The sequence below is a fragment of the Brevibacillus sp. FSL L8-0520 genome (assembly GCF_037963895.1).
GTDB classification, from domain to species: Bacteria; Bacillota; Bacilli; order Brevibacillales; family Brevibacillaceae; genus Brevibacillus; species Brevibacillus borstelensis.
In genome coordinates this window covers 2,180,289-2,206,869 of the sequence record NZ_CP150171.1, presented here as the reverse complement: position 1 = coordinate 2,206,869, position 26,581 = coordinate 2,180,289, and the positions used below count along the sequence as shown (strand labels likewise).

Annotated in this window: 22 protein-coding genes, 1 other RNA gene, 1 riboswitch and 1 other annotated feature; of the genes, 8 read left to right on the top strand and 15 right to left on the bottom strand. The window is 53.4% G+C overall.

Translation table 11 applies throughout. The features are described 5' to 3' along the window. Positions 1-21: 21 nt before the first annotated feature. The 4 genes from NSQ24_RS10950 to metH all read right to left on the bottom strand — a co-directional run bounded on the left by NSQ24_RS10950 (position 22) and on the right by metH (position 6,736). Positions 22-609 carry a histidine phosphatase family protein gene (locus tag NSQ24_RS10950; protein ID WP_327970261.1) on the bottom strand — a complete coding sequence of 196 codons (588 nt, stop codon included), beginning with the start codon at positions 607-609 and terminating at the stop codon, positions 22-24. Positions 610-637: 28 nt separating this feature from the next. Then, positions 638-1,159, bottom strand: coding sequence for an AAA family ATPase (locus NSQ24_RS10945; RefSeq protein WP_339167790.1), 522 nt, complete (start codon positions 1,157-1,159; stop codon positions 638-640). A gap of 229 nt (positions 1,160-1,388) precedes the next feature. Continuing rightward, complete coding sequence (locus NSQ24_RS10940; protein WP_339167788.1) at positions 1,389-3,257, bottom strand: bifunctional homocysteine S-methyltransferase/methylenetetrahydrofolate reductase; 1,869 nt, start codon at positions 3,255-3,257, stop codon at positions 1,389-1,391. Positions 3,258-3,289: 32 nt separating this feature from the next. Then, positions 3,290-6,736, bottom strand: coding sequence for a methionine synthase (gene metH, locus NSQ24_RS10935; protein WP_031931767.1), 3,447 nt, complete (start codon positions 6,734-6,736; stop codon positions 3,290-3,292). Between the two features lie 101 nt (positions 6,737-6,837). Further along, positions 6,838-6,938, bottom strand: a riboswitch (SAM riboswitch). A 199-nt stretch (positions 6,939-7,137) separates the two neighbouring features. Here metH and NSQ24_RS10930 point away from each other — a divergent pair. The 4 genes from NSQ24_RS10930 (at position 7,138) to argS (ending at position 10,910) form a co-directional block, all read left to right on the top strand. Further along, entirely contained in the window at positions 7,138-7,242 is a 105-nt protein-coding gene (locus NSQ24_RS10930) for a YjcZ family sporulation protein (protein WP_003387390.1), read from the top strand. A 167-nt stretch (positions 7,243-7,409) separates the two neighbouring features. Continuing rightward, positions 7,410-8,270 (top strand): AraC family transcriptional regulator, encoded by an 861-nt coding sequence (locus NSQ24_RS10925; protein WP_122957735.1) that lies wholly within the window; start codon positions 7,410-7,412, stop codon positions 8,268-8,270. A gap of 96 nt (positions 8,271-8,366) precedes the next feature. Next, positions 8,367-8,846 (top strand): hypothetical protein, encoded by a 480-nt coding sequence (locus tag NSQ24_RS10920; RefSeq protein WP_031931765.1) that lies wholly within the window; start codon positions 8,367-8,369, stop codon positions 8,844-8,846. Positions 8,847-8,888: 42 nt separating this feature from the next. Beyond that, positions 8,889-9,137, top strand: a binding site (T-box leader). Positions 9,138-9,194: 57 nt separating this feature from the next. Further along, the gene (gene argS, locus NSQ24_RS10915) at positions 9,195-10,910 is read left to right on the top strand and encodes an arginine--tRNA ligase (RefSeq protein WP_003387393.1); all 1,716 of its coding nucleotides are present in this window, start codon (positions 9,195-9,197) and stop codon (positions 10,908-10,910) included. A gap of 201 nt (positions 10,911-11,111) precedes the next feature. On the opposite strand, the gene NSQ24_RS10910 is transcribed toward argS, so the two are convergent. After that, the gene (locus NSQ24_RS10910) at positions 11,112-11,510 is read right to left on the bottom strand and encodes a hypothetical protein (RefSeq protein WP_003387394.1); all 399 of its coding nucleotides are present in this window, start codon (positions 11,508-11,510) and stop codon (positions 11,112-11,114) included. Positions 11,511-11,549: 39 nt separating this feature from the next. Beyond that, positions 11,550-12,431, bottom strand: a complete 882-nt coding sequence (locus tag NSQ24_RS10905; RefSeq protein ID WP_003387395.1) for a deoxyribonuclease IV — start codon at positions 12,429-12,431, stop codon at positions 11,550-11,552. Between the two features lie 255 nt (positions 12,432-12,686). Here NSQ24_RS10905 and NSQ24_RS10900 point away from each other — a divergent pair, with 255 nt between their 5' ends. The 3 genes from NSQ24_RS10900 (at position 12,687) to NSQ24_RS10890 (ending at position 15,268) form a co-directional block, all read left to right on the top strand. Further along, entirely contained in the window at positions 12,687-13,199 is a 513-nt protein-coding gene (locus tag NSQ24_RS10900; RefSeq protein ID WP_003387396.1) for a GNAT family N-acetyltransferase, read from the top strand. 132 nt (positions 13,200-13,331) lie between these two features. Beyond that, positions 13,332-13,925 carry a TetR/AcrR family transcriptional regulator gene (locus NSQ24_RS10895; RefSeq protein WP_024985154.1) on the top strand — a complete coding sequence of 198 codons (594 nt, stop codon included), beginning with the start codon at positions 13,332-13,334 and terminating at the stop codon, positions 13,923-13,925. A gap of 62 nt (positions 13,926-13,987) precedes the next feature. Next, positions 13,988-15,268, top strand: coding sequence for an MFS transporter (locus NSQ24_RS10890; RefSeq protein ID WP_003387400.1), 1,281 nt, complete (start codon positions 13,988-13,990; stop codon positions 15,266-15,268). 133 nt (positions 15,269-15,401) lie between these two features. Here NSQ24_RS10890 and NSQ24_RS10885 read toward each other — a convergent pair whose 3' ends face one another. The 8 genes from NSQ24_RS10885 to NSQ24_RS10850 all read right to left on the bottom strand — a co-directional run bounded on the left by NSQ24_RS10885 (position 15,402) and on the right by NSQ24_RS10850 (position 24,093). Further along, positions 15,402-16,256 carry a universal stress protein gene (locus NSQ24_RS10885; protein WP_327955980.1) on the bottom strand — a complete coding sequence of 285 codons (855 nt, stop codon included), beginning with the start codon at positions 16,254-16,256 and terminating at the stop codon, positions 15,402-15,404. A 139-nt stretch (positions 16,257-16,395) separates the two neighbouring features. Continuing rightward, positions 16,396-17,460: an HD domain-containing phosphohydrolase gene (locus NSQ24_RS10880; protein ID WP_339167780.1), complete on the bottom strand. Its 1,065-nt coding sequence runs from the start codon at positions 17,458-17,460 to the stop codon at positions 16,396-16,398. A 121-nt stretch (positions 17,461-17,581) separates the two neighbouring features. Further along, positions 17,582-17,899, bottom strand: coding sequence for a hypothetical protein (locus NSQ24_RS10875; RefSeq protein ID WP_003387403.1), 318 nt, complete (start codon positions 17,897-17,899; stop codon positions 17,582-17,584). 44 nt (positions 17,900-17,943) lie between these two features. Beyond that, on the bottom strand, positions 17,944-19,500 hold the full coding sequence (locus NSQ24_RS10870; RefSeq protein WP_031931757.1) for a cation acetate symporter: 1,557 nt from the start codon (positions 19,498-19,500) through the stop codon (positions 17,944-17,946). 80 nt (positions 19,501-19,580) lie between these two features. Next, positions 19,581-21,107, bottom strand: a complete 1,527-nt coding sequence (locus tag NSQ24_RS10865) for a cation acetate symporter (protein WP_024985150.1) — start codon at positions 21,105-21,107, stop codon at positions 19,581-19,583. Beyond that, complete coding sequence (locus NSQ24_RS10860) at positions 21,104-21,454, bottom strand: DUF485 domain-containing protein (RefSeq protein ID WP_003387406.1); 351 nt, start codon at positions 21,452-21,454, stop codon at positions 21,104-21,106. The genes NSQ24_RS10865 and NSQ24_RS10860 overlap by 4 nt, the downstream gene beginning before the upstream one ends. Before the next feature lie 150 nt (positions 21,455-21,604). After that, complete coding sequence (locus tag NSQ24_RS10855) at positions 21,605-22,342, bottom strand: LytTR family DNA-binding domain-containing protein (RefSeq protein ID WP_003387408.1); 738 nt, start codon at positions 22,340-22,342, stop codon at positions 21,605-21,607. Further along, positions 22,342-24,093 carry a LytS/YhcK type 5TM receptor domain-containing protein gene (locus tag NSQ24_RS10850; RefSeq protein WP_339167777.1) on the bottom strand — a complete coding sequence of 584 codons (1,752 nt, stop codon included), beginning with the start codon at positions 24,091-24,093 and terminating at the stop codon, positions 22,342-22,344. The genes NSQ24_RS10855 and NSQ24_RS10850 overlap by 1 nt, the downstream gene beginning before the upstream one ends. Before the next feature lie 150 nt (positions 24,094-24,243). Between NSQ24_RS10850 and asnB the strand changes: the two genes are divergently transcribed. Further along, positions 24,244-26,097, top strand: a complete 1,854-nt coding sequence (gene asnB, locus NSQ24_RS10845; RefSeq protein WP_171506771.1) for an asparagine synthase (glutamine-hydrolyzing) — start codon at positions 24,244-24,246, stop codon at positions 26,095-26,097. A 72-nt stretch (positions 26,098-26,169) separates the two neighbouring features. Here asnB and rnpB read toward each other — a convergent pair. After that, positions 26,170-26,555, bottom strand: an RNA gene (gene rnpB, locus NSQ24_RS10840) — RNase P RNA component class B. Between the last annotated feature and the right edge of the window lie 26 nt (positions 26,556-26,581).

Here is a 26,581-nt window from a genome sequence, read left to right as displayed (position 1 = left end):
CTTCCGTTGTAATCATTATAGCTACAACGAATTCCAAATGTCAACACTGTCTTTGCGTCTCCACAGCCTGGTGACCTCTTTCAGCTCTGATCCGTCAAAGGACAGCTTGTATATATCCGGCATATCGAGCTGTTTCCAAAAATCAAAACCGTAGCGGCTGTCAAAACCATTCATAATCAACACCATGAGATTGCCATGGGTGCCGATTACGATATTTTTCCCTTTTAGCCTGCGTAAAACTCGTTTAATGGCCTTTACTCCGCGATCCTGCGCCGCTTTATTGGACTCCCCTCCATCCCAGGAAAACCCCTCGTCTTCCCAAACTCGCGTGATCGCAGCATGAAAATCCTCCACGGGTTTCTCGCTCAACACTCTCTCCTTGAAGTCTTCCTCGATCACGATTTCCTTCTCAAGGCTTACGGCAATCCCTTCAACTGTTTGAATGGCTCGCCGGTATGGACTTGAAAGCACGTGGTGAATATTCTCCTTTTTTAACAGCTCACTCACTGTTTGGGCATCGCGCAAGCCTTTTTCCGACAACGGTCTTGTCCGCTCCTCCGGCGTATAATCGGAATGGGCATGTCTAGCGAAAATGATATTGGTTCGCATCGTCTCTCACCTGCATGACCATCAGTAATTACTGCTTTGTGCCAAAGTATTTCTCCATCTCGCTGTTATCCTTCAGAACGACCAATTTTTCGCTGTATCGACCCAACATTTTTTTAATTTCCGGCTTGCTCTCGTTCTCAAAATGGGCATTCCAGACAAACATGTTGCGAAAAATCCGGAAAGTAGGCTTGTAGTTTGCCCGCTCCAGCCCAAGCTTTTGCCGGACAAACCTTTTGATGATCCGAAAAGTCCTTGTGCGATAGCTTGTATCTAAAAAGATAATCAAATCGGCCCGCTCAAAGCTTGGGTGTACCCATTTATGGTGTACGCCTTCGACAATCCAAACGTCCGCGCTTGTGATCTCGCCCAGAAGCTCGTCTCTTTCCTCGTCCGTTCTTCTTACATCTCCCGTTTTGAACCGCTTCCAGACAACGTTGTCCAATTCGTAAAACGGAACATCCAGTTTGGCTGAAAGCAATCGTGCCAAAGTTGTTTTTCCGCTTCCGACAGAGCCGATAATATGGATTTTGGTTGGACCTTTTTTAGCCATGAGACCACCGTTTTTGCCATTATTTTTTAACCTATCTTCTCCGCAAGCGTCGCTTTTTCCTTTACCTTTTACGCCCGTCCTGTTACCGGCAGCACGCGATTCCAAGAAACCTGCCTCGATAAACCGTCTGCGTTTTTTTCCCCTCTGACAAAAGCAGAACCCTTGCTGTCGAATGCCGAAATGATCGGTCCGCCAAACAAGGGCTCCTTATTACATTGCATGCTGCCTGTCAGGCCTGGGCAGAAGCTTGCAGCAGGCTGCTCTTTTGCCGTACGTACTGGATCAGCTCTACACTCATTGCGTAATAGTTGAACGGCGTAATCAGATAGATGCCATTGAAGATCGGGATTGCTGCGTCGAGCAATTCTTTTGCCATCTTGATCCCCTCTTGTCTGGCCTGCTCGCCTTGCACCTTGCGCATGCGCGCCAGCGCTTCGTCCGAGAGCTTGATCCCCGGCACTTCATTGTGCAGGAACTCGGCATTCCGCTGGCTGGTCAGCGGCATGATGCCGATGAAGACCGGGATGTTGATGTGCTTCGTCGATTCGTAGACAAGCCGGATCGCTTCCGCATCGTAGACAGGCTGCGTCATGATAAAATCGGCACCGGCCTCCACTTTTTTCTCCAACCGTTTGATCGCCGCGTCGATCTGGCGAACATTCGGGTTGAAGGCTGCGCCCACGATAAACTGCGCCTTCTGTTTCAGCGGACGTCCCGAGAAGGATATGCCTTCATTCAGCTGCTTCACCATGCGGATCAGATCAAATGACGTGACATCGAACACCGAGCTGGCCCCTGGCAAATCCCCGAACCGGGACGGGTCCCCGGTCACGACAAGAACCTGGTCAATGCCGAGAGCGTGCAAGCCCATCAGATGCGATTGCTGCCCGATCAGGTTGCGGTCGCGACAGGCGATGTGAATCAGCGGATCCATCCCGTACTGGCTTTTCATGATCGCGCCGAGCGCCATATTGCTCATCCGCACATTGGCCAGCGAGTTGTCGGCCAGCGTTATCGAATCGGCCCCGGCCTTGTGCAATTCACAGCACCCTTGCAGGAAGCCCTCGGTATCGAGGTCCTTCGGCGGGTCGAACTCGACGATAATCGTCGTACCTGTTTTCACTCGTTCGACGATGCTGGGCTTTTGTCTGTCCCTGACATTGTAAGACGACAGGGAGGGCCGTTCATTTTCCGTCTCCGAAGGATTCACCCTCACCTGCGGTGCGAGTCCATGCAGCGCGTCGGCCATCGCCTTGACGTGCTCCGGCGTCGTACCGCAGCAGCCCCCCAAGAGACGGACGCCTTGTTCTCTGAGCCGCTTTGCGCTTTCCGCAAAATACTCCGGCGAAGACTTATACGCGTACTCTCCATCGGTCAAGCCGAGCCGTCCCGCATTGGGAAACGCGGAAAGAAGCGTCCCCTCCGGCACCTGGACCCGCTCGTATGAACGCAGGATTTCGGCCGGACCCAAGCGACAGTTCAAACCGACGATGTCAGCTCCAGCCTTTTGAAGCAGCGAGAACGCCTCTGTCAGGGTGTAGCCATCGCGTGTACGGCCCACCTCCAGCGTTGCCAGTTGGCAGATCAGCGGCCGATCTGTCAGCGGACGGATGACGTCGATTGCCAGCAGCAGCTCCTCGACATCGAGGAACGTCTCCAGAATCAGACCGTCGACACCTGCATGGATCAGGGCAATTGCTTGCTCTTCGAACTGGTCGCGGAACTCATCCATCGCCTTCTGTCGGACCCGCCCCGCCAGAATCGAGCCAATGCTGCCGATCACAAAGGCATCTGCCTTCGCTGCTTCGCGGGCAATCGCCACAGCAGCCCGGTTGATCCGCGTCACTTTATGCTCCAGGCCATAACGGGACAACGCATCCCGATTGGCACCGAATGTGTTTGTTTCCAAAAGCCGCGCACCGGCGTCGTAATACGCCTTGTGCACATCATGCACGAGCTGGGGGTTGGAGAGGCACAGCTCTTCGAAGCTGACGCCGACCGGCACACCTGTCCGGTACAGCTGCGTCGCCATCGCCCCATCCCCGATCAGCAGATTGTCTTGCAAATATGCGCGCAAATCTTTTTTATTCGCTGACAAAATCCATCCCTTCTCTCCATAACATCTCGACCTTACAATTCAAAAACGGATGGGCCCGCATTGAAATACCGCGCCTCCGGATGAGAAAACACCATCGCTGTTACAGAGGCCTCCGGTTCCATCATGAAGCCTTCCGTCAACTGAATGCCGATGTCCTCCGGCCGCAGCAGGCGGAATAGCTGGGCCTGATCTTCGAGGTTGGGGCATGCCGGGTATCCGAAAGAAACGCGGATGCCCTGATAACGCGCGCCGAATCTCTCCAGCATCGTCATTTCCGCAGGGTCCGGGAAGCCCCAGCTATCCCGCATCACGTGATGGACCCGCTCGGCAAATGCCTCGGCCAGCTCCAGCGCCAGCGCCTGCAAGACGTGGGATCGGAGATAGTCGCCCTTTTGTTTCAAACGTTCCGATTGTTCTCGAATGCCGCTGCCCGCCGTGACCGCCAGGAATCCGACATAGTCCATTTCGCCGCTTTCCACGGGCCGCAGGAAGTCCGACAGACAAAGGTACGGCTCCTCTGGCTGGCGCGGGAACTGGAAGCGTTCCAAGACCCGCGAATGATCCTTGGCGTCGTAGATCAAGATCTCGTCTCCATTCGCCTGTGCGGGGAAGAACTGATAGATCCCGTTTGCTGTTATCGAGCCTGCCTGTACTGCTTCCGCAAGCAGCTCCTGCACCAGATCGTGAAGCTCCGTCACCTTCTCGTCTCCGCTCTCCAGCAATTTGTCTACATTTCCGCGAACGCCGAGATGCTTTCCGAGCAGCATCCGCAAATTGAGATACGGCCGGAGATGGCTCAGCGGATAGTTGCGGAGCACATGCCGTTCACAATCGGGCGGGAGGTAGATCGGCTGTGTGCGGCTGACGGCGGAACGCTTCGGTTTGGACGGTTTTTCAACTTCGGGCGGGGCCTGGGCAGAAGCCGCAGCCTCGATTGCCTCCTGCTGCTCGGCCCGGAGCTTTTCTCTTGCTTCCGGGTCCTGCAGTCGATTAAACAGCTCCAGCCCGTCCATTGCATCCTTGGCGTACAGAACGATTCCTTTGTATTCGGGCGCAATCCGGTTGGACGTAAATTTACGTGTCAGTGCCGCTCCGCCTACCATCAGCGGCACGTCGATGCCAGCCTCGCGCAAATCCTGCGCGGTAATGACCATTTGCTGGGCCGATTTGACCAACAGACCGGACAGACCGATCGCATCCGGCTTCTCTTCGCGGCAAGCGGCGATCAGCTGCTCCGGCGGAACCTTGATCCCCAGATTGACGACTTCATAGCCGTTGTTGGAAAGGATGATCTCTACCAGGTTTTTTCCGATATCGTGGACGTCGCCTTTTACGGTGGCCAGCAAAATCTTCCCTTTTGCCGCCGACTCCGTTTTTTCCATAAACGGCTCCAGGAATGAAACGGATGCTTTCATTACTTCGGCGCTCTGTAGTACTTCGGCCACGATCAGTTGGTTGCTGTTGAACAGGCGGCCCACTTCTTCCATCCCGGTCATCAGCGGCCCGTTGATAATTTCCAGCGGCGCGTATTTTTCCAAAGCAAGCTTCAAATCTTCTACCAGTCCGTCTTTGGAGCCTTCGACGACATACCGCGCGAGTCTCTCTTCCAGTGGAAGCGAGGACACCTCGACTTTGGCTTCCTTTTTCTTTTGCCGGTAAAAATCGGTAAAGGAGGCAAGCGTTTCGTCCTTTGTCTCGAACAAAAGAGCTTCAGCCAGCTTTCTCTCTTCTTCAGGGATGGAAGCATAGCGCTCCAGCTTCTCCGTATTGACGATGGCATAATCGAGACCAGCGACTGTCGTATGGTAGAGGAAAACGGCATTCAGCACTTCCCGACCTGCGGCCGGAAGACCAAACGACACGTTGCTGACGCCGAGAATGGTCTTGCACTCGGGCATCGCTTCTTTGATCAGGCGAATGCCTTCTACTGTCGCCTTGGCAGAGCCGATGTACTGTTCGTCTCCTGTACCGACAGGAAACACGAGCGGGTCGAAGATGATGTCCCGCGGATTGACGCCAAACCGGTTTACCAAAAGGTCATAGGAGCGTTTTGCCACTTCCAGCTTTCGCTCGGCGGTGACAGCCATGCCGGTCTCGTCGATAGTTCCGACGACAACTGCGGCCCCGTATCTGTGGATCAAGGGCACGACTTGCTCGAACCGTTCGAGCCCGTCTTCGAGGTTGATCGAGTTGAGAATCGCTTTCCCTTGGGAATATTTCAACCCCAGCTCCATAACGCGCGCATCCGTGGAATCGATCATGAGAGGCGCCTTTACTTTTTTCACAATATATTGAAGGAATTTTTCCATATCGCCGTACTCGTCGCGGTCCGGGTCGGCCAGACAAATATCGATGACATGAGCCCCCCGCTTCACCTGTGCCCTTGCGATATCGGAAGCCTCCTCGTATTGTCCGGCTGCGATCAGATCGCGAAATTTCTTGGACCCGATGACGTTCGTGCGCTCCCCGACCAGCAGCGGGCGGTTGTCCTGTTCCACGTAGACGACATCGATCCCGGACACGGCGCTGACTGCATGCTCTTGCCGGGCACGCGGCTTGCAGTCTTTCAAGGCTTCGGCCATCGCCCGGATGTGGTCGGGCGTGGTTCCGCAGCATCCGCCCGCCACATTGAGCCATCCTTGCTCGGCAAATGCCTTGACTTTTGCCGCCAGCCCTTGCGGAGTTTCGTGATAGTGGCCGTTCTCGTCCGGGAGACCGGCATTGGGATAACAGCTCACGGCACAGTCTGCAAGACCGGATAGCGTGCGGATATGGTCGCGCATGAACTCGGGACCGGTCGCACAGTTCAGCCCGATGCTGACAGGCTTGAGGTGCTCAAGCGAGACGTAGAACGCTTCGATGTTTTGTCCCGCCAGCGTCGTGCCCATCGGCTCAATCGTCCCCGAAAGCATGACCGGCACTTCCGTCCCCAGCTCATCAAAAGCCTTGCGTATGCCGATGCCGCCCGCTTTTACGTTCAGCGTATCCTGCGAGGTTTCCAGAAGCAGCACATCCGCTCCCCCGATCAAAAGCCCTTTTGCCTGGCGGTAATACGACTCGACCAGCTCGTCAAAGGTGACCCCGCCCGTCAAAGAAAGCGTCTTGGTCGTCGGGCCCATCGCCCCTGCCACAAAGCGAGGCCACTCAGGCGTGGAATAGGCATCTGCGGCCTCGCGAGCGATTTTTGCAGCGGCGATGTTGATCTCCAGGTCCTTTTCCGCCACGTCATACTCGGCCAGGACGATGGACGTAGCGCCAAATGTATTCGTCTCGATAATATCGGCACCCGCCTCCAGGTACTTTTCATGGATCGAGCGGATGACGTCCGGCCGGGTCAGGTTCAACAGCTCGTTACAGCCGTCGTATTCCTCTCCGCCGAAGTCCTCGGCAGTCAGGTTGGCTTGCTGCAGCATTGTTCCCATCGCGCCGTCCAGTATCAGAATTTTTCGGTAAAGCTGTTCGCGAAAATTCGGTTTCATGGCAGACTCCTTTTCTCAAAGCAGATCATCTCAGATAAACAAAAAACCTCTTCTGTGTGCAGAAGAGGATTTGTCCGCGAATACGATACGCCTGACGCATCCTCTCATCTTTCAAAGCACACGGCTTTGCTGGAATTGGCACCTGAAAATTCCGGTTGCCGAGGCTTCATCGGGCCAGTCCCTCTGCCTCTCTGGATAAGAGATGTCGCTTTTTTATTCGATTCGTTCCAGTAATTGCAAGGTTTGAAAGTATCTTAACACCCCCCCTCCCCCGCGTCAATGAAGAAATTGTCCGTATCCACGCAAGTCCGGCGCCCATATTTGCCCCATATAGTCAATCGCCCACACTCTTCATGACTCCCGTGTATAGACTAAAGCATATCGGAAAGGAGGAAAACGACATGAGTACATCCTACTGCGGAAACAATATCTTCGGTGACAGCTTCGCCCTAGTGCTCGTTCTGTTTATCCTGCTGGTCATCGTAGGGTGCAATAACGACTGCTAAGCAGCTGCTTGAAAAAGGGGCCTGGAATCCAGGCTTCTTTTTTCTTGTCCAACAGGTGCACTTTGAAGAAATCAAGCAATCACTTGCCAAATCGGCACAGATTATCAAAAAACATCGTCTTCCCGGCTGTACAATAGGAGTAGCACATCTGGGAAATGGAGGCAGGTATGGATCACTACGAGCGGATTCAATGCGCAATCGAATTTATCGAAAAGCATCTTCAAGAGGAGGTGAATATCGCGGATATTGCCGCGGAAGCCTGTTTTTCCGCCTTTCATTTTCAACGGCTGTTTCAAGCGATCTCCGGTTTTTCGGTTCACGAGTACATACGAAAAAGAAGGCTGAGCGAGGCCGCCGTTTTGTTGAAACAGACGCAAACAAGCATCCTTGATCTGGCTATCGCCTGCCAGTACGGCTCCCAGGAGGCGTTTACCCGTGCTTTTGAAGCTACTTTCGGCATCACCCCGGCCAAGTTCCGAAAGGCGAACATACCTATTTTCCTGCAAAAGAAGCTGGATTTTTTGGATGATCAAAAACGAGCAAAGGGAGAAATAAGCATGAACAAACCAAACATTGTGCAATTAAACAGCATTGCCATCGTCGGGTACGCCTACAAGACAAATCTGAACAACAAACGCTACTTTGAGGACATTCCCCGCTTCTATGCCGATTTCGGAAGGAATGGACACTATATGCGGATTCCCAACAAAGCCGCCCCTGACATGGCATACGGCATTTCGTGCGATTTCCAGGATAACGGCGACTTTACGTTCATCGTCGGCGAAGAGGTAAAAAACTTGGATGGCGAGCTGGAGGATGGCTTTGTCCACTGTCTGCTTCCGGCAGGGAAATACGCCGAATTCAGGGTGATCGGCTCTGTCCAAAATACAAGAACCTATATTTACGGCACCTGGCTTCCGAATTCCAACTACGAGCGAAGAGAAGGACCTGATTTTGAAATAACCGATGTCCGCCAGTCCGTGTACCCGGATCAAATGAAAATAAAAATTTACATACCGATCGACTAGTGTTCCAGCTCCAGTCCGCCCGCTGTCCCCGCTCATTGTCAATCCATGCCCCTTTTGCTATGATGAGGTCGAAGCCAAGCAAAGGAGCGAAACGCTTTGGATCCACTACACCCTTGTGACAAGCACGAATTCCTATCGCGTATCGAAACGGTAAAAGAACTGGAACAAACCGACTTCGAGACATATTCTGTCGTGAAAGACAGCGAAAATGGCCAACACTATCTCCGGTATTCCTTTACACATATCAATCTGTCCGAAGGGGGCAGGCGCGACGAATTCGACCACTTCCTGCCGCTTGAATCGGACGATGTTCTCGCGATTCTGTTCGGAGAGCAGGCTTATCAGTTTCCGGACAACTGGAAAACCGCCTATCTTCGCAGCGGCACGGATGAGCGGCTGATGCCATTCGACCCGAGTGAAAATCACGATCTGGAAAAGGACGCGGAGGCGGAGTTGGCTTTGCTCGAGAAGCTGCAGCAGTTCAAGCAGCAATGGAATGCTGCCGAAGACAAAGAATCGCTGACCCGCGACCTGTTTCGCGATCTCGATGCGATCATAAAAAAAGCGGATGATTGAGTTGCGAAAGCCGCATCCTTTTCGCTATAATGGATGAATCATAAAGGATCGATGATGAGGAAAGTACTCCGTCAAAATGCCCAAGCGAGCCGGGGATGGTGTAAGCCCGGTGCAGGATGGCGGCAGGAATCGCACCTCGGAGATGCTGTCTGATTGCCCGGTTTATCTCTGGAGCAAGTAAGGCAGCCGGGTCTGCCCGTTATCGCAGAACAAAGCGGCTGTGCTGCCCGAAATGTAAAGGCTGCATGGCAAAAAGAGTGGCACCGCGGGAGAATACCTCTCGTCTCTTGATCAATCAGAGACGCAGAGGTTTTTTTATTTTTCATGATGAAGGGAGTTTGCATCACTATGAGTTACAAGCATCAAGTGGCTGAGATGATTTCTGCAGCCCTTTCCAAGCAAGGCGTAGATACGCTGGGGGCCGAGCAAGTGCGCAACATGCTGGAGACGCCTCCGAATCCGGCCATGGGCGATATCGCCTTCCCTTGCTTTCAACTGGCAAAGGCACTTCGCAAAGCGCCTCCTGTGATTGCAGCCGAGCTTGCCCCGCTTATCTCGGGTACGCCGGTTCGCGAAGTCCAGGCAGCTGGCCCGTACGTCAATATTTTTCTCGATCAGCAAAGTGTCGCAGCAGAGGTAGTAGGCACCATCCTCTCCGCAGGAGCCGCTTACGGCAGCCGCGACATCGGCAAAGGGCGGAAGGTTCCGATCGATCTTTCTTCTCCCAACATCGCCAAGCCGTTTTCCATGGGGCATCTTCGCTCTACCGTGATCGGAAACGCGATTGCCAACATCATGGAAAAACACGGTTACCAGCCGGTCCGCATCAACCATCTGGGCGACTGGGGCACGCAGTTCGGCAAGCTGATCGTGGCGTATCGCCTGTGGGGCGACGAAGCAAAAGTAAAAGCGGAGCCGATCAAAGAACTGCTCAGCCTCTATGTGCGCTTCCACGAAGAAGCGGAGAACGATCCGTCTTTGGAGGATCAAGGGCGCGAGTGGTTTAAAAAGCTGGAGGACGGAGACGCAGAAGCGCTCCACCTGTGGCAGTGGTTCCGCGATGAATCTCTGAAGGAGTTCATGAAGATTTACGATCTGATGAACGTTTCCTTCGACTCGACACACGGCGAAGCATTTTACAACGACAAGATGGATCGCGTCGTCGCCATGCTGGAGGAAAAAGGCCTGCTGACGGAATCGGACGGCGCCATGGTCGTGACGCTGGATGAATACGACATGCCGCCAAGCCTGATCAAAAAATCGGACGGCGCCACGCTGTACGCGACGCGTGACCTTGCTGCTGCCCTCTACCGCCATGAAACCTACGACTTCGCCAAAGCGCTCTATGTCGTCGGAAACGAGCAACGCCTTCACTTCCAACAGCTCTACAAGGTACTGGAGAAAATGGGCTTTGAGTGGGCAAAGGAAATGCATCACATTCCGTTTGGCATGATGCTGAAGGACGGCAAGAAAATGTCCACGCGCAAGGGCAAGGTCGTCCTGCTGGAAGAAGTGCTGTCCCAGGCGATCGAAGACGTCAAGAAAGTGATCGAGGAAAAGAATCCTGGTCTCGCCAACAAGGAAGAAGTCGCCCGCCAGGTCGGCGTCGGGGCCGTCATCTTCCACGACTTGAAAAACTATCGTCTCAATGACATCAATTTCTCCTGGGAAGAGATGCTCACCTTTGAAGGCGAAACCGGTCCTTACGTCCAATACACGCACGCACGCGCTTGCTCCCTGCTGAGAAAAGGCGGCTATGTACCGTCCGCAGCGGTAAGCTTGCCTCAGGATGCGCTGGACAGCAAGGAAGCCTGGGCAGTCGTTACGCTTCTGAATGCATTCCCGGAAGTGATAGACCGCGCTGCCAACGGCTTTGATCCTTCGCAAATCGGGAAGTACGTGATCGACCTCGCGCAGGCCTTCAACAAGTTCTACGCAAACGTCCGCATCCTGGCCGAGGAGGACGCTGTGAAAAATGCGCGTCTCCAGCTCGTAGCGGCTGTTGTTACGGTCTTGAAGGAAGGGCTCCGCATTCTCGGACTCGCAGCACCGGAAGAAATGTAAGAAAACAAGCAAAACCGCCGATGCATTATGGGATCAGTCCCATGCAATGCGTCGGCGGTTTTTTTTCGATTGCCGGCCTTCCATCCGGTGCTAGCCTTCCATCCGGCTTGTCAGGAGTCTTGTCGCGGGGCTGGTCCGGAACTTGTAAACGTACCCGCCCCTTTTAACAGTGCATGTCTTTGATCGGCCTACGCTGCTTTTTTATTCTTCTTTCTTTGCATTTTTCCCAAACCAAGTCTTGCCCAGAAGCTCGACGACTTGTTTGGAGAGCGACACCGGCTGTTCCTTTTCATTTCCGGACGCATCCACGAGGCGGTACAGCATCGCCTTGTCATCGGCCGGGTCGGATTTGGTTTCCAGTGTGCAGTCTCCGATATTCCCTGCCTTGGTCCACTCTTCGATCATGATCTGATATTCGCCGGGGGCAAGCTCGATATAGTCATCCTCGGTCACATCAATGATGGCATAGCCATCGTGCTCAATTTCCGCATCGTATGTATGTCCGTTGGCTCCCTGGTAGAGGGCGAGCTCTTCGGGATTGTTCAGGTTTTCCTGCAGGGAAGAAAAATCTTCGATTGTTACTTTCACTCGTCTTTTCACGTATGTTCCTCCTTGGTTCGACACACAACTCTTCATTCCTCACTCTACCACACGGGTCGCTCCTTTTTCCACACCGAAGACTCCATCTCTCTGCTCTGCCAGCCGGCGAACCAGCGAAATTTCCTCCTGGTGACCTCCATCCGCCGGTGCCGGGGTTTCCAAAATGAACGGGATGTCCGCTAGCTCAGGAGTTTGCAGGAATGCTGCGAACGCCTCCAACCCGATCTCACCCTTGCCGATAGGAGCATGTCTGTCGCGGAAGGAGCCGCTCGGATAAACGGAATCGTTCAAATGAACAGCGACAAGTGATGAAAAATACCCCGCGTTTCGCATGTGAGCGCAAACCTCGTCCCAATCGTGTCCCCGCCACAGCCCGCTGGCAAAAGCGTGACAGGTGTCCAGACAAAAACCCACCCGGTCAGGTGCCGCGAGCAAAGAACGCACCTGCACCAGCTCTTCGATGGTCGTCCCCATCCGGGTTCCCTGCCCTGCATTGTTTTCAAGCAAAATTTTCGCCTCTCCCCGCCAATCGCAGAGCAGTTCATCCAAAAGCCGGATCATCCGCTTGTATCCCTCGAGCGGGTCGCCACCCTTGCTGTGCCCGAAGTGAACGACTACACCGAGTGAACCGCATGCTTCCGCTATCTCCAGATCATTGCGGAGGTGTTCGACAGTCCGCTCGTATAGCTCCTCCTCTTCCACTGCAAGATTTGTCGGATACGACGTATGACCGATGGATAGCATGCCGTGTTCCTTTGCAAAGCGCCTGCACGAAGCTGCATCTTTGGCATCAAAGGTTTTTACGCCCATGCTCCTCGGATTCTTCGGGAAGTACTGAAAGCAGTTCGCTCCGATCGCCATTGCTGCCTTTGCCGCTCCTGCGTATCCGTTTCTGATACTGACGTGACAACCGACAAACATATTGCATCTCCTTCCCTCTGCTGATTAGTTGCAGTTTCCCCCACCTTTGTTTTTTTCAGTCTGCTGTCCTCTACGGGACCCGGTTTGTCATGCGCCTGCCTGTTGGATCATCTATCATTTTCGTTGCTTTTCCCCTGCAAGAAATGACTTGGGCTGAGGTCCTTATTTTGAGCAGTATTTGCAAGATTGACATTTCATTTTATTTCGATTAATATCCATCTTCAAATCCTATCAAAATGTTTCAGGAGGTACCCGATGCCGTCTCCATTTCCTGCTTCGAGCCAGCACCTGCTTTACTTTCCCGTAGAGGAGAGCGATTTCGATGAGCTGCTCTCCGTCTACAATTCCAACCCCGATTACATGGAGTATGCGTACGGCAAGCGGGAAGTCACTGTCCAAACAGTGGAATCGGACCACGCCGAGAATCTGGCGATGGAAGACTCCTACAGCATCTTGCTCCGTTCCCGCTCCACCCGCGATCTCGTCGGCATTGCCCAATTCATCCTGCGAAATCCTCGCGATGGCAATCCATGGCTCGGGCTCATCATGCTGCACAAGGACCATCAGGGAAAAGGATACGCTCAGCATTTTCTGGACACCTTGATTGCATGGTATAAAGAAAACGGCTACACGTCCCTTCATCTGGGCGTGTTGGATAAAAACCGAGGGGTAGTCCCGTTTTATGAAAAATGCGGATTCCGCGTCTATGAAGAACGGATGACCGAAAAGCTGGGACTGGTCATCTGCATGGCTTACGACATCAAATAGTGAGTGCAGCGGGAAATGTTGACTTTGACTTCGCATGGAAACGAAAAAGATGTATTTCCCTTGCCAAATCCGCGAAGTTGTTTTACCTTTAATCTATACCGAACGTTCAGTCTAGAAAAAGGAGTATCCGCCATGACACGCCGCCGTCTCGAAGGCGAAAAGACAAAGCAACATATCGCCGAAAAAGCAACAGAACTATTCGCCCAAAAGGGGTATGCCGCAACTTCCATCGAGGACATTTGCCTTGCAGCAGACGCAAGCAAAGGAAGTCTCTACTACCATTTCAAAAACAAGGAGCAATTGTTTCTCTATCTGCTGGAAAAGAATCAGCAGGAATGGGAAGAGAAATGGGCAAGGTACTCCGCTCCCTACCCCACAGCGACGGAGAAGCTGTATGCATTGGCTGACTTTTTCGTAGATGATTTTTTAAATCACCCGTTGAAAAAGGCTGCCGAGGAGTTCAGCGGCAGCAAGCTGGCTGAACCCGAAATTCTGGAGCAGGTCATCAATCTGACAAAAACAGCCCATCAAGTCTACATCCCCATTTTTGAAAAGGGCATTGAGGCAGGCGAGTTTGAAGCAGACGATCCGGCGGCCCTGGCCTATCTTCTGGACGGCTTTCTCAGCGGGGTATGCAGCGCAGCATACTACGACCACCCGGACCAGCTTCATACGTACATGCGAAAGTCTATTGATGTGTTCATAAAGGGGACGGGGAAAAAATAGCCCCTTTTTTTACGCTATCATTAGACCGACCGTTCGGTTTGCAAAAGTTAGGAGGAACCTGAATGAAGGAGCTTTGGCGCAATCGCGTCTTTCTCATCGTCTTTTCTACCGATTTGCTGGAAAACATCGGCGTCTGGATCCGAAACATGGCGCTGCTCTTCTTCGTCATGGAAATCAGCGGCAACAACCCGACCGCCGTCTCGCTGCTGACTGCTATCGAGTATGTTCCCATTTTGTTGTTCTCCGTGATCGGCGGGGCACTGGCAGACCGCTGGGACCCGAAGCGGACCATGATTTCCGCCAATCTCCTCAGCTCGCTCTCCGTCTGCGTGATTGCCGTACTGCTTTGGAAAGGCTATTGGTCCGCTGTTTTTTTCGCTACCTTTGTCTCCGCTGTCGTTTCCCAATTCTCACAGCCCGCTTCCGCCAAAGTCTTTAAGATACACGTTCCGGAAGAACAGGTAGGTTCCGCCATCTCTGTTTCCCAAAGCATGGGGTCGCTGTTTATCCTTTTTGGCCCGATCGTGGGGACGTTTGTCTATGAGGCTTCCGGCGTCTATGTCTCCTTGTTTGCGATGGCCCTCTTGTTTCTCTTGTCCGCGTTCATGCTCTTGGGTTTGCCCTCGTCAAAGCGCGCTTCTTCCGTTAGTGACTCTCATGAAAAAACCTCGCTTCTGGCTGAGATCAAGGACGGCATTCGCTACGTCAGGCACCACTCGCATCTTAGGGGGATTGTGTGGCTGTTTGCCATGCTTGGACTCGGCTCGGGTCTGATCAATCCGCTGGAGGTCTTTCTCGTGACAGACCGCCTGCAGCTTCCGAAAGAATCCATCCAGTGGTTTACGGCTCTGGAGGGTGTCGGCATGCTGCTCGGAGGCATCCTCGCCTCCGCCCTGCACAGGCAGTTAAACGGAAAGCTGGTCATTCACGGCGCCATTGTCTTTTTTGCCGTCTCGGTTGTCGTTGAGGCACTTTCCACCTCTGCTCCGCTGACTGGGACGATGCGCCTGCTTTCCGGAGTGCTGCTGGCATTTTTGCAAATTGTACTCAGCATGAAGATGATTCATTTGGTAGCGGAAGAGTACGTGGGGCGTGTGAATGGCACCATGACACCGCTCTTTGTGGCACTGGTAATGATCAGTTCGTTTGTGGCCGGCCCGCTCATGGAGTTGACCTCTCTGATCACGGTCTTCTGCCTGTCAGGCTTCTTCCTGCTGCTTGGCTCCCTCGGGGTCAACAAAATTATGGAGGCAGAACCGCCACAATCACAATCAAACCAAGAACAACAACATCCGCTCTCGAAACCGAAACACCAGCAGTCTCTTGAAACCGAGCAGTTGTAACGCCAACAATAAAAACAGACTGTCCGGGATATGAAATGCTCCCATCGAGCAAACAGGTTTCATTAGCCGCTGCTCGATGGGTAGTCTTCAATCCGTACAGCCTTCCCTTTGGTAGGATTACCCTGTATTTCCTTTATTTCACGACCAATAGAGGCGTTTTCGTCCGGTAAATCACCTTGAAGGTGACACTGCCCATCAGCGTTCCGGCAATGCCGCTCATGCCGTGGTGGCCGAGGACGATTACATCTGCTTCTGTCTCTTGGGCAACTTCCTTGATCAGGGTAGCCGGGTCTCCGATCAACACTTTGCTCTCGTAAGGGACCTGTGCTTGCTCAAACAGCTCCTCGTATGGACGGATCGTCTGTTTCCCCCACGATTCCAGTGTTGCTGTATCCTCCCAGCCAATCCCGTAAACGCCTGCGTAAGCGACCGGAGGAATCACCGCGGTCAGAAGAACAAACCGGGTGCCATCCTCTTTGCCCATCCGGATGGCTTGCTGCGCTGCCTTCATGGCGTGGTCGGAGCCGTCGACTGCGATCAGTACCGTTTTCCACTTGTCGTTGATCTTCGCCGCCTCGGGCACTAAAAATACGGGAATCTCCACATCGTGGATTGTTGGATAGCTGACGCTTTGCATCAAATAACCGGTCATCCGGCCATATCCGTGTGTCCCCATGACGACAGCCGTATGGCCTTCGCGAGCTGCTTCCACAATTGCCTCGTGCGGTTCTCCAAACTGAATATTCAGTTTGTACGGAACCTTTGCCTGCTCGACCAGCTCCACGATTTCTTTCAGGTCCTCTTTCGCTTCATCCAGCTGAAATTCTTGCACAGTCTTGTTTCCCAATTGATTGACAGCAAATCTGGATGAAAACGGTGGAATGACATGCAAGAGAGAGATTTCGTTATTTCCGTTCGTAAAAGCCAATGCAAACTTTACAGCTTGCAAAGACTGTGGAGTAGCATCTACCGGCACTAGAATCGACATTGTGCACCATCCTTTTCCTCGTCATCGGGCAATCGTGTCCGCCCTTTTCTGACTTCATTCTAGGAAAAACAAAGGATGGTGTATGTAGGGAAACTCCCCTATATCAGGCAAACTTTTCCCTGATTTCTGTCTGTTCGCCTTATTCCAATATGCCGGTAATAAATATCGTCGTCTCTTCGCTCAAGTCGACATCCCGAATCTCGTGGTCGTCCCCCACTCGCTCATTGACAACTCTGTCCTTGCGAATGATTCGAACCACTGGTCGCGAGGGCAATCCCCTGTTTTGATCAATCACGATCCCCACCTCTCCCGTGCTCAGCTTCAGGGATGTTCCTGTCGGATACATGGCAATTGTCCGCAAAAACTGAATGACCATCTGGTGGTCAAACCTTTTTTCTGCTAGTCCCATGATGCGCTCGCAAGCTTCATAAGGCGGGAGTGTCTCCTCTTCTTCAGAAAAGGGAGAGATAAAATTGTCGTATGCGTTGCAGATCGCGACGATTTTCCCGAACTCATGGATTTCGTGGCTCATCAGACCTCTGGGTATGCCGCTGCCATCTACCCACTCATGGTGCTGAAGGGCGATATGAGCAGAAACGATGCTCATCTCGTGCTTTTTGCGCAGCAGGTTAAATCCCGTCCACGTATGGTGATTCTCGATACTGTTTTGCTTGTAGGGCGAAGCGTCTCCCTCCTCTTTGACGACTTTCCCGATGTCATGGAGCAAAGAGCCGATCGCCAGCTCCTTTAGTTGGTTGACGGAATATCCAAGTCCAACCCCCATGACGACAGCCATCATGCAAACATTCAGGGAGTGTATGTACAGGGCATTGTCATTCGTGCGAATTTCACCCAGGTTTAACAAAACTCGCCGGTTTCGCAAGGTCTCATCCACGATATTGTTGACGGATTTTTGGACTCCGCGCACATCGATTCCTTTTCCGGCCTGAACGCACTGGATCGCCGCGGACAAATTGCGGATGGCGTCTTTTCTCGTCGATTCGCTTAAAACCTCTTCCGTGTTCACGTCCAGCAGGTTTGGGTCCTTGAGGCTTACCATCGTAACGCCAAAACGGCGCAATTTATTGATCATTCCAACGGTTAGCTGTACGTTTGCCTGCAACAAGGTCAGACCGTCGCTCGTATAAATGCTTCTGCCCAGGACATCGCCCGGTTCTACCTGATCGATGTTGACATATTTCATGGGGTCTTCCTCCTGCCTGCTCCCCTGCTGCTATTTCCCATCTATCTTACCATGAAATAACCATCCGGTAGACTAGAAAACTTTCATGCAGCAAGCAAAAAAGACCCGCCAGACGGGTCTTTTAACTCTTTTCATGATCATCCATCTTCATAATACTGTAAGGGCCTCTGACCATCGTTACCTGGTCGCCCTGCTGGGTCATTTCCAGCTTGTGCAAAATATCTTCGAGAACAGCGGCACAGGTGAGAGTCAATTCACCAGTATGTACGGGCGTCTTGTAATACTGGCCGATCATCTCATAGCCTTTTCGCTTGTATGCCTCCGCATCGGTCTCATCCAGCGCCTCGCACAGCTCCTGGATCAATCCTACCAAGGAAATCCGGGCCTGCTCGTAGACATCCACCTCGGCAGATGTCCGAGTCTCTTTGTCCGTACTCATATCGCTTCCCCCCTGACCTATAGGGTGGGCCGGATTGCAGCAGATTATTCGCTTTTCGCTGCCACGCTGTGACGCAGTCCCTGCCGCGTGCCGGTGTGTGCCTGAAACAATACCGCATCGTAGTGATCGGACGCGCCGGGAGCCGGTCTGCTTGCAAGCGAACCGACGATGGCTCCGAAAAATCCGAGAGGGATCGAAACCACGCCGGGATTGGCGAGAGGAAACAGCGGTTCGGCGAGAATCATGCCGCTTTCGGGGTCCATGACCGACGGCCCGAGACAAACGAGGATGAGGGCGGACAGTGCCCCTGTGACAATCCCGGTCAACGCTCCCTGTAGGGTGAAACGGCGCCAGTAGATGGTAAAGAAGATCAGGGGAAAGTTGGCCGATGCCGCCACAGCAAAAGTCAGCGCCACGAGAATCGCAACATTCATTTTTTGCGCGCCAATCGCAAGCCAGATGGAAATCACTCCTACTCCCACCGAGGATAATTTGGCGACCCATACCTGTTCCCGTTCCGAAGCCATCCCATTGCGAATGATATGGCTGTACAAATCGTGGGCAAACGCCGATGAGGCCGACAGCACAAGACCTGTGACCACCGCGAGAATCGTCGCAAAAGCCACGGCCGAGATGTAAGCCATCAAAAATTCTCCGCCAAGCGCTTCCGCAAGCATCGTCACCGTCAGATTTCCTCCGAATCCGGCGTCCTGGATATATTCCCATCCGATAAAAGCAGATGCCCCGAAACCGAGCAAAATCGTCATCAGGTAAAACGCACCCATCACCCATGTCGCCGTAATGATGGATTGTCTGGTCGTGGGGGCATCTTTTACGGTAAACAGCCTGACGATGATATGCGGCAGTCCGGCTGTCCCCAATATGAGAGCCAGATTGAGCGAAAGGATGTCCAGCGGCTGGTTGAATTTGTTTCCCGGGTGCAAAAAGCGCTCTTTCATCGGTGTCGCTTCGCCGACATATACAAACAGCTCCGCCAGACTCCAGTGAAAGCGCGACAGGACGATCAGGCAGATGATCAGCGTCCCCGTCAACAGCAGAATCGCTTTGATGATTTGCACCCACGAGGTAGCCTCCATCCCGCCAAATACGACGTAGATGGTCATCAGTGTTCCCACGACCATCACCGCAGCAGCGTAATCAATGCCGAGCAGGTAGTGGATCAGCGCCCCCGCACCTACCAGTTGCGCAATCATGTAAAAGACTGTGATCAAAAGCGTGACGGCGGCAATCGCACCCCTCAGCCATTTGCTCTCAAACCGGACGGAAATCGCATCCGCCAGCGTATATTTGCCCAGATTGTGCAGCGGTTCCGCGATCAAAAACAGCATGACCAAATACGACACAAAGAAGCCGATCGCATAAAGAAAGCCGTCAAAACCGTACATTGCTATCGTCCCGGCGATTCCTAAAAACGAAGCGGCACTCATGTAATCTCCGGCGATGGCCACCCCGTTCTGAAGCCCGGTCATCCGGTTTCCCGCAGCGTAGAACTCTCTCGTATTGAATGTTCGGCTCGCCGCTGAATACGTGATGAACAGCGTGCCGATAATGACGCTGCAAAAAAAGATGACCGATGACATATCGCCGCTCCCCCGTTTCATAGGAAAGATGCCGGAGCCTCCCCCGACACCTTTCCTTTGCTTTTACAATTGTACAGAGACTAGGCGGATTCCTTCATCCCGGTATTCGCTTTGACAACAATTTCATCGTATTTCGCATCGTCTTTGGTCTTCGAGAAGTAGGTACCCAGCCAGGCTGCAAGGAAACCGAGCGGAATCGAGACGATCCCCGGATTCGAGAGAGGGAACAGAGCTTCTCCGACCAGGATGGCCTTGCCCGCCTCCGGATTCCAGATGTTCGGACTGAGGAAAACGAGGATCAGCGAGCTGAACAAGCCTACCAGCATACCGACAACAGCCCCGGTCGTATTGAATCGACGCCAGAAGATCGTGTAAATAATAACCGGCAAATTTGCGCTGGCGGCTACCGCAAAGGCAAGAGCAACGAGGAAAGCGACATTCAGCTTCTGCGCGAACAGGGCAAGCAGGATCGAGATGACCGAAACGCCGACAGAGGCCCATTTGGCCATGACCATCTGCTCTCTTTCCGTAGCCTTCCCCTGGCGAATGACATGGCCGTAAAAATCATGGGCAAACGCTGATGCAGCCGTGAGTACGAGACCAGCCACTACCGCCAGAATGGTAGCGAAGGCGACGGCAGACACAAACGCAAAGAGGAAATTGCCCCCTAGGAATTGGGCCAGCAACGGCGCTCCCATGTTTCCGGCAGGGTCCATCTTGTCCGCCCCGACAAATGCGGCTGCGCCGAATCCGAGGAAAATCGTCATGACGTAGAACAAGCCGATAATCCAGGTGGCGTACACAACAGATTTCCGCGCCGTCGGGGCGTCCTTTACCGTAAAGAACCTCATCAAAATGTGCGGCAGTCCGGCAGTACCGAGAACGAGCGCCAGATTGAGCGAAATCGTATCGAGGCCGTCCTTGAACTTGTTCCCCGGATTCAGGAACTTTTCGCCCAGCGGCGTTGCCGTTTTCATTTGCTCGAACATCTGCGTCACGCTGAAGTCAAACTTGGCAAACACCATTACGGAAATAATGAAGGTACCGGCCATCAGCAGAACCGCCTTGACGATCTGCACCCAGGAGGTTGCCGTCATGCCGCCAAACACGACGTAAACCGTCATCAGAACGCCTACGATCAGAACAGAGGTCGTGTAGTCGAGACCGAGCAGCAATTTGATCAGGGCGCCGGCCCCTACCAACTGGGCGATCATGTAAAAAATGGAGATCGCGATGGAGTTCAGAGCCGCTACTCCGCGGACCTGCTTGTTTTCAAACCGGGCCGCAATCATGTCCGCCATCGTGTACTTTCCGAGATTGCGCAGCGGCTCGGCTACGATGTACAGCACGACGAGATAAGCGACGAGAAAGCCGATACTGTAAAAGAAGCCGTCAAAGCCGGAGAGAGCAATCATTCCGGCGATCCCGAGGAAAGAGGCCGCGGACATGTAATCGCCGGCGATGGCAAGGCCGTTCTGCCAACCGGTCAGTCCTCCTCCCGCCGTGTAAAACTCGCTAGTGCTATTGGTCCGTTTGGAGGCGTAATACGTAATAACAAGCGTTAACACAACAATTGCCAAAAAGAGTAAAAATGCCATTACATTCATGCGCTTTTGCCTCCCGTCTCTTGCTTGATCTTCTCTACCAGCTCATCAAACTGCCGCGATTTCCTGGAATAGATGATGCACAGTCCCCAGGTCATGATAAATTGGCAGAAGGCAAATACCCAGGCCCAGGTAATCGCCCCGAAGGCGGGTTTGTTCAACACTTGAAAGTAGGAGGTCATGATGGGAAGAGTAAAGTAGAACAAGAAAAAGAAAATGGAGTAGGGTACGATGAATGCTTTTTTTCGTCTAAGCAGCTCCTGAAACGTCGCCGACCGGATGATAGACGTGTACTGGACAGACGTCTGCTTCTCAGACATGGCCTTCGCTGTCGAGCTTGTATTTCCCATTGTGGAATCTCCCCTTGTCAAGAATGTGTAACCGCGCCATTGAAAGCGCTTCCTTATTTTACAAAAAAATTCCCAATATTGTTTACATTTGCGCGCGACATGCAAAAAGTAGCGCGTCAAAAGCAAAAAATACGGGATCAAAGTCAAGCTCTACCCTTCCAGGCGTTTCAGCAGATCTTTTGCTGCGGTCCGGGAGACGGGAAGCCGAACCGGATTGGGCCCTTTCAGGATCAGATTGTACGCGCCGTTGAACCACGGCTGAAGCTCGCTTACATACTGCAGGTTTACCAGGTAGCTTTTATGCGTCCGAAAGAACGGGTAAGCCTGGAGCTTTTCCTCCAACTGCTGCAATGTCATGCGCGTCGTATACACTTCCGACTCCGTCCAGATTTGAACGACTCGCTCATCCCGGACAGCGTACATCACGGTGCTGGGATCGATCACCACCAAACGGTTGTTGTCCTCGATGATCATCTTCGCTACCTTCGAGGGATTCGGCAAAGCAGATGGCGGAGCCGTTTCCGAAAGCCGTTTCCTCAACCGTTGCAGTGTTTCTTTCAGCCGCTGCGGTTCTGTCGGCTTTAACAGGTAATCGACCGCATTCAGCTTGAACGCTTCGACAGCGTAGTCTTCATGTGCAGTGGAAAATACGAGCAGAGGCCGTTTCTTGCGGGCGGCCAACATGCGCGCGGCCTGGTCCCCCTCCAGCTCCGGCATTTTGATGTCGAGAAACACCACGTCCGGTTCGTATTCCTCTACCAACTGCAGAAGCTCGCGGCCATTTGTCGCACAGGGCAGTACCTCCACATCGGCCTCCTGCTCCAGCAAATAGACCAGCTCCTCCCTCGCCAGCCTTTCATCCTCTGCGATCATGATTCGGATCTGCATCAGGCATCTTCTCCTCGTCTATGTGGAATTGCAAACTGGATGCGGCAGCCTCCTTCCGGCAGGTTGGAAAAATGGAGCTTCGATTCCGGACCGAGAAGGCTGATTAAACGCTGGTTGACATTGTATACGCCGATGCCGTTGCCGTCTTTGCTCTCAAGCGGCGTATTGCCCAGCTTGTCCAGAAGCGGCTCCGGAACGCCTGCACCATTGTCCTCGACCACGACGGAGATGCAGTCACTCTCCTCTCTGACCGCAATGGCGATACGTCCGCCGCTCGGCTTTCCGCTAAGGCCGTGCTGGATGCTGTTCTCCACCAACGGCTGCAAGGTGCCGAACGGAATCAACGCCTGCTCCACACCCGGCTCTACCTCGCGCGAAACCGTAAATTGCTCTGCAAAGCGTATGCTGATAATTTCCAGATACGCATTCAGGTGCTGCAGCTCCTGCCCGACGGATACGAGCGGCGTCGAGGTCATTTTCAGGTTGAGCCGCATGAAAACCCCCAGCTGAATCGTCATGTGGCGGGCGAGATCGGGGTTGATCCGAATCAGCGTAACGATCGAGTTTAATGTATTAAACAGGAAATGGGGATGAATTTGAGCCTGAAGCATTCGCAGCTCTGCGTCCTTCATTAACCCCTTCATCTTCTCTGCGAGGGTCAGCGTCAATTGGTTGGACAACAGGTTTCCCAGACCTTTAGCCAGCGCCCCCTGAATTTTGCCGATCTGCTGCGGCCGCTTGAAATACAGCTTGATCAGCCCGACGACGCTCTCTCCTTCTCGGATCGGGACGACAATGGCTGCCTGCAGCGGACAATTGTTTCGCTCGCACGGAAGATGCTCGCGGGAAAGACTCGTCTGTATCCCTCCGGTGTAGATGACGAGGCGGGCCAGCTCACTGCGTATCGGCTCCCCGGCTACATGGTGGTCCGATCCCGCGCCTACGTGGGCTAGAAGCTGCTCTCTGTCTGTCACGGCGACTGCGCTGGCCTTCGCCTCTCTGAGTAGGATATACGCTACGGATTGGGCCGTCTGCGGAGTCAAGCCCATCTTCAAGTGGGGCAGGATGCGTTCGGCAATCGTGAAGGCCCGCTCCGCCTCCATCGCGGCAGAGCGTTCTTCTTCGCGGAGAGCGACGCGGATCATCGTTGTGAAAATAGCGATAGAAATGCTATTGGTAAGCACCATGGGGATGCCGATAATATTCACAACCGTGCGGACGAGCTCGGGAGGCTGAGCCAATATGAGCAAAAGCGACATCTGTATGATCGGGGCAAACATTCCGATGAACAGCGCTTTGGACGGAGAAATTACGCGCTCTTGCGAGAAAAAGCGGGCAACGTATCCGGCCAGAAGGCCCGTAATCGGGCTGGACAAGCCAAACGCCCAGGCGCCAAGACCACTCAAGCTGAACAAATGGCAGCCCGCGATCAGGCCAGCACCCAGTCCTACGAACGGCCCTCCGAGAAGGCCGCCGATCACAACACCGACAAGAGTTGAGTTTGCAATAACTTCACTTGGCTGAAGCGGAAAAATCCAAAAAGCCGGGTTGTACGTCTCCTCGTGGACGACCACGCCCGCATACGTGCCCGCAATGCCGAACAGTCCGAATAATAAAGAGTACGCCACCGACGTCCATAATTGCAGCTCGCGGTCGAGTAATTGGCGAAACAGCGGAATTCTCGTCAGGATAAAGGCGATGGTAAGCAGGATGCCCATCCTCTCGATCAACAGCAGCGTCAAATGCTCCAAGGCCCTACCTCCGAAAAAAGTCATAAATAGGCATATTCTAACAATTCCGCTTTTTCCCCCGCTTTCCCTGCCGGGACAGACAAACGGGACGGGTGATTTGCATATGATAGCTTTTGCCTAAATTTTCTACAGCAGGAAGGGTGAAGACGAATGTGCGGAATTACCGGCTGGATCGATTGGGAGAAGGATCTTACCCAAGAACACGCTGTTTTGCAAGCAATGACGCGGACTTTAACGGATCGGGGACCGGATGAAGAAGGATATTGGTGGGCAGACTCCAAGCATGCGGCCTTCGGTCATCGCCGTCTGGTCGTCGTCGACCCTGCCGGTGGGCGTCAGCCTATGTCACGACAGCAAAATGGGCGGGCGTATACGCTCGTTTACAATGGGGAGCTTTACAACACGGAAGATATTCGACGCGAGCTGATTACCCGCGGCCATTCTTTTCGCTCCCACTCGGATACAGAGGTTCTGCTCGCCGCTTATATGGAATGGGAAGCAGACTGCATCCACAAGCTCAATGGAATATTTGCCTTCGCTGTTTGGGATGAACAGAAGCAGCAAATGTTTTTGGCGCGTGATCGTCTCGGGGTAAAGCCGCTCTTTTACGCGAAAAGAGGGACCGCTTTTTTATTCGCTTCGGAGTTGAAGGCTTTATTGGCTAATCCTTTGGTAAAACCCGTCTTGTCTCGGGAAGGACTGGCAGAGGTTTTTGTGCTCGGACCCTCGCGCACCCCTGGGCACGGCGTCTTTCATGACGTCCATGAGCTGCGCCCTGGCTGCCATCTGACCATTTCTCGCGAAGGCGTTTCGATCAGGCGCTACTGGAGCCTGGAGAGCCAGCCTCACGAGGATGATGTCGAACAGACGGCTGCCACCGTGCGCCAGCTTTTGGCCGACTCGATCAAACGGCAGCTTGTCTCGGATGTCCCGATCGCCACACTGCTGTCCGGCGGTCTTGATTCCAGCGCAATCACGGCGGTCGCTGCAGCTGTGTTTCAGGAGGAAGGCCGAGGCGCTCTCCATACCTACTCCATCGATTATGTGAACAACGCTTCTCATTTCCAGCAAAGCGACTTCCAGCCGACCGATGACGCTCCTTTCGTCCGCTTGATCTCCGAACGGTTCGGCACCGTTCACCACACCCTCGAATTCGATACCCCTGAATTGGTCAGCGCCCTGCATACCGCACTTTTCGCCCGTGATCTTCCGGGGATGGCCGATGTCGACTCCTCTCTCTATCTGTTCTGCCGGGAAATCAAGAAAGAGACAACTGTCGTCTTGTCGGGAGAATGCGCCGACGAGATGTTCGGGGGCTATCCGTGGTTCCATCGGGAAGAGCTGCTTGGCGCAAATACCTTTCCCTGGGCGCAAGCTACCCGGGAGCGTGCCGGCTGGCTTTCCGCCGAGATGAGAGACTGGATCAGGCCCGAGGAATATGTAGCCCAACGCTACGAGGAGACGCTCGACGAGGTGCCCCGCTTGCCTGGCGAAAACCCGCTTGCGGCTAGAAGACGGGAGCTGTTTTATCTGAATCTCACCTGGTTTATGAATACCCTGCTGGATCGGAAAGACAGAATGAGCATGAAGGCAAGCCTGGAGGCGAGGGTTCCGTTTTGCGACCATCGACTGATGCAATACGTCTGGAATATTCCTTGGGAGCTAAAAAACTGGGGTAATCGCGAAAAAGGGATTCTCAGAAAGGCACTGGAAGGAATCGTTCCGGAAGAAGTGCTGTACCGCAAAAAAAGTCCATACCCGAAAACACATAACCCGGCCTATACGAAAGCAACGCGCTCCTGGCTCTTGAACGTGCTGGAGGACAGCTCTTCGCCATTGCATCAAGTCATTGACCAAACCCGGGTCAAAGCCTTCGCGATGTCAGAAGCTCAGGCCTCGGGAAAACCCTATTTCGGCCAACTGATGGGCAGCCCGCAGATGTTTGCCTACCTGGCATCGATTGACCTGTGGATGAGAGAGTACAACATCACCATTTCTTCGTAAATTAGCGCAAATGCCAAAAAAACCGTCTGAATGAACTCAGACGGTTTTCGTTGTTTCGTGATAAGCAAGGAATGCTGTAAGCCAGGTTCTGTCTCTCCCGTGCTGCAAACGGATCTGCTCCTCGCACCAAGAGCGGTAGTCATCTATCTATGGCATCCGAGATGCCATCCGTCCCTCCGTTCAGTTCCTTCGGGACGGTTCCCCTACCAAATTTGGGTTTCTCGCTCGCAGGGTTTACCGCGTTCCATCTCCCCTGTCGCCAGGGAAGCTACGTTTCTGTGGCACTTTCAGCGTACTCGGGTCTCTGGAAGAGAACCCTTTCCACGCCGTCAGCGAAGCAAATGCCTCGCTGCCCTGGTTTGCACCAGGTACGAACACTCCAGACATCTCAGTCTGGGCGAGCCTGGACTTTCCTCTACCGCCGACCATAAAGGCCGCGGCAGCGACTACCCGCATTCCTTGCCCACTCGCATGAATCAGCAAT